Below are 7,492 nucleotides of genomic sequence, written 5' to 3' on the forward strand. Positions count from 1 at the left end.
CCATGGGCCTGCATTTGAATCAAGGCGACGACGAACTCGTCGAGAACCACGAAATCAACGTCACGCCGTTCATCGACGTGATGCTGGTGCTGCTGATCATCTTCATGGTGGCAGCCCCCCTGGCGACCGTGGACATCAAGGTCGACCTGCCTGCGTCCAGCGCCAAGCCTGCGCCGCGGCCGGAAAAACCGATTTTCCTCAGCGTGAAGGCCGACCAGCGCCTGTTCCTGGGCGAAGAAGAAGTCAAAGCGGAAACCCTGGGCCCGGTGCTCGACGCCAAGACCCAAGGCAAGAAAGACACGACCATCTTCTTCCAGGCCGACAAGGGCGTGGACTACGGTGACCTGATGAGCGTGATGGATGCCCTGCGGGCAGCCGGCTATCTCAAGGTCGGCCTGGTCGGACTTGAGACGGCAGCCAAGAAATGATCACGACGCGCCACAAACTGACGCGGTATGGCACCAGCCTCGCCGTCGTGCTGGGCGTGCATGCCGTCGCGATCATCATCGCGCTCCAATGGTCTGCGCCGCATCAGGTGCAGTTGCCGCCGGCGGCCATGGTCATCGACCTGGCACCGATGCCAGCTCCACCCCCTCCGGCTCCGCCCAAGGTGATTACGCCGCCGCAGCCGCCTGCACCGGTGGAAGAGCTGCCCCTGCCGAAGCTGGCCGAGGCGCCCAAGCCAACGATCCAGGTGCCCAAGCCGGTCAAGCCAAAACCCAAGCCGCAACCGCCCAAGCCCGTGGAGAAAAAGCCCGAGCCGCCCAAGGAGAAACCCTCCGAGGAGCCGCCGAGCGAAACGCCACCGACCAACGCGCCCGCTGAAAAATCGGCCCAACCGGCTCCCGGCCCGTCGCCTCAGCAGATCGCGGCCAAGGCGTCCTGGGAAGGCACCCTGCTGGCTCACCTGCAGAAGTACAAGAAGTATCCGCCAGGCGCCTTGCAGCGTGGCAAGGAAGGCATGAACCGTCTGCGCTTTGTGGTGGATGGCGAAGGCAATGTGCTGTCCTTCGAGTTGGTGGGCCGCTCCGGCAACTCCGACCTGGACCGTGCAACCCTGGCCATGATCCGTGATGCCCAGCCACTGCCTAAGCCACCGGCTGACATGTTGAAAGGCGGCAGCATCGAAATTGTTGCGCCGTTCGTTTACAACATCGAGAAACGCCGCCGCTAACACCTGTAGGAGCTGGCTTGCCAGCTCCTACATTGATTTACTGCATCAGCAAAATCCTCCCTATTCCCCGCTCAATCCCCACCAAAGTTCTGATAACGTGCGTCTATCGATTGCAGCCGGTATGCTTGGCCCGCAACCTCATGGACGCTCGCTATGACTCTTACAGAATTACGCTACATCGTGACCCTCGCCCAAGAGCAGCACTTCGGCCACGCGGCCGAGCGTTGCCATGTCAGCCAGCCGACGCTGTCGGTGGGTGTGAAAAAGCTTGAAGACGAACTCGGTGTGCTGATTTTCGAGCGCAGCAAGAGCGCCGTGCGCCTGACTCCGGTGGGCGAAGGTATCGTTGCCCAGGCCCAGAAGGTCCTGGAGCAAGCCCAAAGCATTCGCGAACTGGCCCAGGCCGGCAAAAACCAGCTGACAGCACCGCTCAAAGTCGGCGCCATCTACACCGTCGGCCCGTACCTGTTCCCGCACCTGATCCCGCAACTGCACCGTGTTGCGCCGCAGATGCCGCTGTACATCGAAGAAAACTTCACCCACGTACTGCGCGACAAACTGCGCAACGGCGAGCTGGACGCGATCATCATCGCCCTGCCGTTCAACGAGGCGGACGTGCTCACGCTACCGCTCTACGATGAGCCGTTCTACGTGCTGATGCCGGCCACCCACCCGTGGACGCAAAAAGACACCATCGACGCCGGCCTGCTCAACGACAAGAGCCTGCTGCTGCTGGGTGAAGGCCACTGCTTCCGCGACCAGGTACTGGAAGCCTGCCCGACCCTGACCAAGGGCAACGACGGCGCCAAGCACACCACCGTGGAATCCAGCTCCCTGGAAACCATCCGCCATATGGTCGCCTCCGGCCTGGGCATTTCGATCCTGCCGCTGTCGGCCGTGGACAGCCATCACTACGCCCCCGGCGTGATCGAAGTGCGCCCGCTCACGCCACCGGTGCCGTTCCGTACCGTGGCGATCGCCTGGCGCGCCAGCTTCCCACGGCCAAAGGCCATTGAGATCCTGGCCGACTCGATCCGCCTCTGCTCGGTGGCCAAGCCGCCTGTTGCGGGCTGATTAGCCGTATGACCGAGTTGTCACAGGTGTCGGTGACGGCACTCAAGGGTGTCGGTGAAGCCATGGCCGAGAAATTGGCCAAGGTCGGCCTGGAAAACCTCCAGGACGTACTCTTCCACCTGCCCCTGCGCTATCAGGATCGCACTCGCGTGGTGCCCATCGGCCACTTGCGTCCTGGGCAGGATGCGGTGGTCGAAGGCACCGTCAGCGGCGCCGACGTGGTGATGGGCAAGCGTCGCAGCCTGGTGGTGCGCCTGCAGGACGGTACCGGCGGCCTGAGCCTGCGCTTCTACCATTTCAGCAATGCGCAGAAGGAAGGCCTCAAGCGCGGCACGCGCGTACGCTGCTACGGCGAAGCACGCCCGGGCGCGTCGGGCCTGGAGATCTACCACCCGGAATACCGCGCCATCACCGGCGACGAACCGCCGCCGGTAGACACCACCCTCACCCCGATCTACCCGCTCACCGAGGGCCTGACCCAGCAGCGCTTGCGCCAGTTGTGCATGCAGACCCTGACGATGCTTGGCCCGAAAAGCCTGCCCGACTGGCTGCCCCTGGAACTGGCCCGTGACTACCAGCTGGCGCCGCTGGCCGATGCGATCCGCTACCTGCATCACCCTCCGGCCGATGCCGATGTCGATGAATTGGCATTGGGCCATCACTGGGCCCAGCATCGCCTGGCGTTCGAAGAACTGCTGACTCACCAGTTGTCCCAGCAGCGCCTGCGCGAAAGCATGCGCTCCCTGCGCGCGCCGGCCATGCCCAAGGCCACAAAACTGCCTGCCCAATACCTGGCCAACCTCGGCTTCGCCCCAACCGGTGCCCAGCAACGGGTGGGTAATGAGATCGCCTACGACCTCAGCCAGAAGGAACCCATGCTGCGCCTGATCCAAGGCGACGTAGGCGCGGGCAAGACCGTGGTCGCCGCCCTCGCCGCCCTGCAGGCCCTGGAAGCCGGTTACCAGGTAGCGCTGATGGCGCCCACCGAGATCCTCGCCGAGCAGCACTTCATCACCTTCAAGCGCTGGCTCGAACCGCTGGGCCTGGAGGTGGCGTGGCTGGCCGGCAAGCTCAAGGGCAAGAACCGCACAGCCGCGCTGGAACAGATTGCCGGGGGCGCACCGATGGTGGTGGGCACACACGCGCTGTTCCAGGACGAAGTGCAGTTCAAGAACCTGGCGCTCGTGATCATCGACGAACAGCACCGCTTTGGCGTGCAACAGCGCCTGGCCCTGCGCCAGAAAGGCGTGGGCGGGCGCATGAGCCCGCACCAGTTGATCATGACCGCCACGCCGATCCCGCGCACCCTGGCCATGAGCGCCTACGCCGACCTCGACACCTCGATCCTCGACGAACTGCCGCCCGGCCGTACGCCGGTCAATACCGTGCTGGTCACCGACACCCGCCGCGTCGAAGTGATCGAACGCGTGCGCGGTGCCTGCGCTGAAGGCCGACAGGCCTATTGGGTGTGCACGCTGATCGAAGAGTCCGAAGAGCTGACCTGCCAGGCGGCTGAAACCACCTATGAAGACCTCACCAGCGCCCTGGGCGAGCTCAAGGTCGGGCTGATCCACGGCCGCATGAAGCCCGCCGAAAAAGCCGCAGTGATGGCCGAATTCAAGGCCGGCAACCTGCAACTGCTGGTGGCCACCACGGTGATCGAGGTGGGCGTGGACGTGCCCAATGCCAGTCTGATGATCATCGAAAACCCCGAGCGCCTGGGCCTGGCCCAACTGCACCAATTGCGCGGCCGCGTCGGTCGGGGTAGCGCCGCCAGCCACTGCGTGCTGCTGTACCACCCGCCGCTGTCACAGATCGGCCGCCAGCGCCTGGGTATCATGCGTGAAACCAACGACGGTTTTGTCATCGCCGAAAAAGACCTCGAACTGCGCGGCCCCGGCGAAATGCTCGGCACCCGCCAGACCGGCCTGCTGCAATTCAAGGTCGCCGACCTGATGCGCGACGCCGACCTGCTGCCCGCCGTTCGCGATGCCGCCCAAGCCCTGCTCGAACGCTGGCCGGATCACGTCAGCCCCCTGCTCGACCGCTGGCTGCGCCACGGCCAGCAATACGGCCAGGTCTGACCGCTTTCCTGTGACCCGCTTCCCTGTGGCGAGGGAGCTTGCTCCCGCTGGGCTGCGAAGCAGCCCCGTTCCCGCCGACAACCCCCTCGCCACACGCCAACCACGTCACAAACCACAGTTAGTCGACCAACAGTTGTATCAAGCTGGTTATACTTCGGGAACTGTAAGAAATTGGATCAGGCCATGTCAGAAGTAGCCCTCGCCACAGCCCCGCTGACCGCTCCACCGGTTATTCGGGCTCTGCTCGCAAAGCTCGCCATCAGCTACACGGAAGTTGCCGAACAACCTGGCCTGAATCCCGCACGAAAGGTCCAGGCGGTGCTGCTGGAAGATGCCGTGGGCGCACTCATGGTGCTGTTCCCCCAGAACCAGTTGCTCGACCTCAACCGCCTCGCCGAACTCACTGGGCGCCGCCTCACCGCCGTCGCGCCGGAGCGTGTCGAACGCATGCTGGGCAAACATGACCTGAGCCTGCTGCCGGGCCTGCCGGCACTGACCACCTCGCCGTGCCTGTACGAAGGCAGCCTGCTCAACGAGCCCAGCCTGCTGGTGCATTCGGGTGAAGCCGGCCTGCTGCTGGAAATCTCCAGCGACGACTTTAAGACCATGCTCACCAAGGCCAGCGCCGGCCACTTCGGCGAGCCGCTGAGCAATATCCGCCCCAACCTCGACCGCCCTAACGATGACCGCGAGGAAATCACCCAGGCGATGCAGGCGTTCACCGCCCGCCGCATCCAGCAGCGCCTGGAAGCGACCATCGAGATTCCACCGCTGGCCGACACCGCGCAGAAGATCATCAAGCTGCGGGTCGACCCCAACGCCACCATTGATGACATCACCAGCGTGGTCGAGACTGACCCCGCGCTGGCCGCACAAGTGGTGAGCTGGGCGGCGTCGCCGTACTACGCCTCGCCGGGCAAGATCCGCTCCGTGGAAGACGCCATCGTGCGCGTGCTGGGCTTCGACCTGGTGATCAACCTGGCACTCGGCCTGGCCCTGGGCAAGACCCTCAGCCTGCCCAAGGACCACCCACACCAGTCCACGCCCTACTGGCACCAGTCCATCTACACCGCCGCCGTGATCGAAGGCCTGACCCGTGCCATGCCGCGCGCCCAGCGCCCGGAAGCCGGCCTGACTTACCTCGCCGGCCTGCTGCACAACTTCGGTTACCTGTTGCTGGCCCACGTGTTCCCGCCGCACTTCTCGCTGATCTGCCGTCACTTGGAGGTCAACCCGCACCTGTGCCACAGCTATGTGGAGCAGCACCTGCTGGGCATCAGCCGCGAGCAGATTGGCGCGTGGCTGATGCGCTACTGGGACATGCCGGACGAGTTGTCCACGGCCCTGCGCTTCCAGCACGACCCAACCTACGACGGCCAATACGCCGAGTACCCGAACCTGGTGTGCCTGGCGGTGCGCCTCCTGCGCAGCCGTGGAATTGGCTCTGGCCCGGATGAGGCCATTCCGGACGCGCTGCTTGAGCGTCTGGGGCTGACCCGAGACAAGGCTGAGGAAGTGGTGGGCAAGGTGCTGGATGCCGAAGTGCTGTTGCGTGAGCTGGCGTCCCAGTTCAGTCAGGGCTGACTCTTTAGCCAGTCAGACCGCTATCGCAGGCAAGCCAGCTCCCACAGTTGACCGAGTACATTCTTTGGAATGCGGTTGAATGTGAGAGCTGGCTTGCCTGCGATGAATCCCACTCGGTTTACCTGAAAAACCTTACTTCTTTTTCTTCGGCTTCAAATACTTGGTCAACCCCTGGAACCAGATCACCAGCGCCGGGTTGCCCTTGATCTGGATCGTCTTGTCCTGAATCCCCGTCATGAACGCCAGTTGCTTGTTCTTCGCCTGCATCGTGGCGAAGCCGAAGGCGGCGTCCTTGAACGCGATGGCGAACGCCGGCGAGGGGTGAACACCCGAGCGGCTGGTGATGCGCTGGTCTTTGACGATGAAGTGACGGGCAACCTTGCCGTCGAGGGTCTGCAACTGGAACGCCAGGTCTTTGTCACCCAACTGTTGCTGGAAGGCGGGATTGGTGCGGCTGGCTTTGCCCATCATCAGGCCCAGCACCCACAGGAGAAGACGAAATTTCATGCACACGGCCTCGGTGTAATTATTGAGTGGCCGCAGCAGTGTAACGATTTGTCTGGGGAACGCCACCGATCTCGCGCTTTAGCAGGAGATCGGTTGGCGTTTAACGCTTATAGCAACATGTTACTTAGACGTTAGGGCAAGGCACCGGCGCCCAGTCAGCCAGGTTCGGATCGCGGCAAGTGCCTTCGATCTGCGCTTTACCGGCGCTGGCCACTTGCTTGCTTTCAGCTTGCTTGGCCTGCACGGTCTGGATGCTCTTCTCGGTGGTCACCGCTTCTTTCGGCACGGTAGGCAGCACTGGCTTCTTCGCAGGCTTCACGGCTTTCTTGCCCTTGGTCGGCGCAACCGGCGGCGTGGTGTCGGCTTGGGCCACAGTCACCACGTCGGTACGCTGCACACCCACTTGCTGCAGGTCTTTCTCGTAGGCCTGGGTGTAGTTGTTCAGGTCTTCGCTGGCTTTACCGTTGACCGCAACGATCAGGTCATTGGACTCCTTCAGGCCCGCGACGATTTCCGCCAGGCGCTTGCGGCCTTCGGTGTCGTTGACGGTCTTGGCCTTGCGGTCGTTAACCAGCTTGGTGAACGCACTCTGGTAGCACTGCTGCGACGCACGGGCGTAGGCGGTGCTGCGGTCGATGTCCGAGGCGCTCTTGTTGAAGTCGGTGGAGTAGGACGCGATGCGCTGGTTGTCATCGCTGATCTGCTTCTGACGCTCGGTGTAGTAACCGGCAGCACCGCCGGCCAAGGCGCCGCCTGCCGCACCGATGGCAGCGTTGCGGCCGCGCTTGTCGGAGTCGCCGGTCAGGGCACCCAACAATGCACCACCCGCCGCCCCCAGGGCCGCGCCGGTGACGACCGACTTGGTCATGTCCGAATCGGTGGCACGCAGGTGCTGCACCGGCTCGTAGCAGTTGGGGTAGTACTCGACCTTGGTGCTCGACGCGACTTTGGAGGTCGGCGACGTGGCGCAACCGGTCAGCACAGTGCTGAAGCCGGCTGCGATCAGCAGCAAGTGACGCTTGGAAACCGCCTTACGGGAAAAAAGCATAGGTGTGTTCTCTTTTAAGTT

The 7,492-nt window shown here is 63.5% G+C and carries 7 protein-coding genes; 5 read left to right on the forward strand and 2 right to left on the reverse strand.

What is annotated here, in order from left to right; all coding sequences use genetic code 11:
• The first annotated feature begins 2 nt into the window (after positions 1-2).
• From exbD to M2394_RS10165, 5 genes are all read left to right on the forward strand, one after another.
• Positions 3-428 carry a TonB system transport protein ExbD gene (gene exbD, locus M2394_RS10145; protein ID WP_003195519.1) on the forward strand — a complete coding sequence of 142 codons (426 nt, stop codon included), beginning with the start codon at positions 3-5 and terminating at the stop codon, positions 426-428.
• Entirely contained in the window at positions 425-1,174 is a 750-nt protein-coding gene (locus M2394_RS10150) for an energy transducer TonB (RefSeq protein WP_178920358.1), read from the forward strand. Before exbD ends, M2394_RS10150 begins: the two co-directional genes overlap by 4 nt.
• A gap of 153 nt (positions 1,175-1,327) precedes the next feature.
• Positions 1,328-2,248 carry a hydrogen peroxide-inducible genes activator gene (locus tag M2394_RS10155; RefSeq protein WP_178920360.1) on the forward strand — a complete coding sequence of 307 codons (921 nt, stop codon included), beginning with the start codon at positions 1,328-1,330 and terminating at the stop codon, positions 2,246-2,248.
• Between the two features lie 8 nt (positions 2,249-2,256).
• Entirely contained in the window at positions 2,257-4,332 is a 2,076-nt protein-coding gene (recG, locus tag M2394_RS10160; RefSeq protein WP_178920363.1) for an ATP-dependent DNA helicase RecG, read from the forward strand.
• A gap of 183 nt (positions 4,333-4,515) precedes the next feature.
• Complete coding sequence (locus M2394_RS10165) at positions 4,516-5,916, forward strand: aminoacyl-tRNA deacylase and HDOD domain-containing protein (RefSeq protein WP_259172387.1); 1,401 nt, start codon at positions 4,516-4,518, stop codon at positions 5,914-5,916.
• 132 nt (positions 5,917-6,048) lie between these two features.
• On the opposite strand, the gene M2394_RS10170 is transcribed toward M2394_RS10165, so the two are convergent.
• A complete protein-coding gene (locus M2394_RS10170) occupies positions 6,049-6,423 on the reverse strand; it encodes a helicase (RefSeq protein WP_176994467.1) in 375 nt (124 codons plus the stop codon).
• Positions 6,424-6,547: 124 nt separating this feature from the next.
• Positions 6,548-7,471, reverse strand: a complete 924-nt coding sequence (tagQ, locus tag M2394_RS10175) for a type VI secretion system-associated lipoprotein TagQ (protein WP_178920367.1) — start codon at positions 7,469-7,471, stop codon at positions 6,548-6,550.
• Positions 7,472-7,492: the final 21 nt, after the last annotated feature.

Origin of the sequence: Pseudomonas sp. BIGb0164, assembly GCF_024810135.1 — a bacterium.
Taxonomy (GTDB): domain Bacteria; phylum Pseudomonadota; class Gammaproteobacteria; order Pseudomonadales; family Pseudomonadaceae; genus Aquipseudomonas.

Excerpts from the sequence above, each read along its gene's own strand:
- recG (WP_178920363.1), top strand. The coding sequence starts at position 2,257 with ATGACCGAGTTGTCACAGGTGTCGGTGACGGCACTCAAGGGTGTCGGT.
- tagQ (WP_178920367.1), bottom strand. The coding sequence starts at position 7,471 with ATGCTTTTTTCCCGTAAGGCGGTTTCCAAGCGTCACTTGCTGCTGATC.
- exbD (WP_003195519.1), top strand. The coding sequence starts at position 3 with ATGGGCCTGCATTTGAATCAAGGCGACGACGAACTCGTCGAGAACCAC.
- M2394_RS10170 (WP_176994467.1), bottom strand. The coding sequence starts at position 6,423 with ATGAAATTTCGTCTTCTCCTGTGGGTGCTGGGCCTGATGATGGGCAAA.
- M2394_RS10165 (WP_259172387.1), top strand. The coding sequence starts at position 4,516 with ATGTCAGAAGTAGCCCTCGCCACAGCCCCGCTGACCGCTCCACCGGTT.
- M2394_RS10150 (WP_178920358.1), top strand. The coding sequence starts at position 425 with ATGATCACGACGCGCCACAAACTGACGCGGTATGGCACCAGCCTCGCC.
- M2394_RS10155 (WP_178920360.1), top strand. The coding sequence starts at position 1,328 with ATGACTCTTACAGAATTACGCTACATCGTGACCCTCGCCCAAGAGCAG.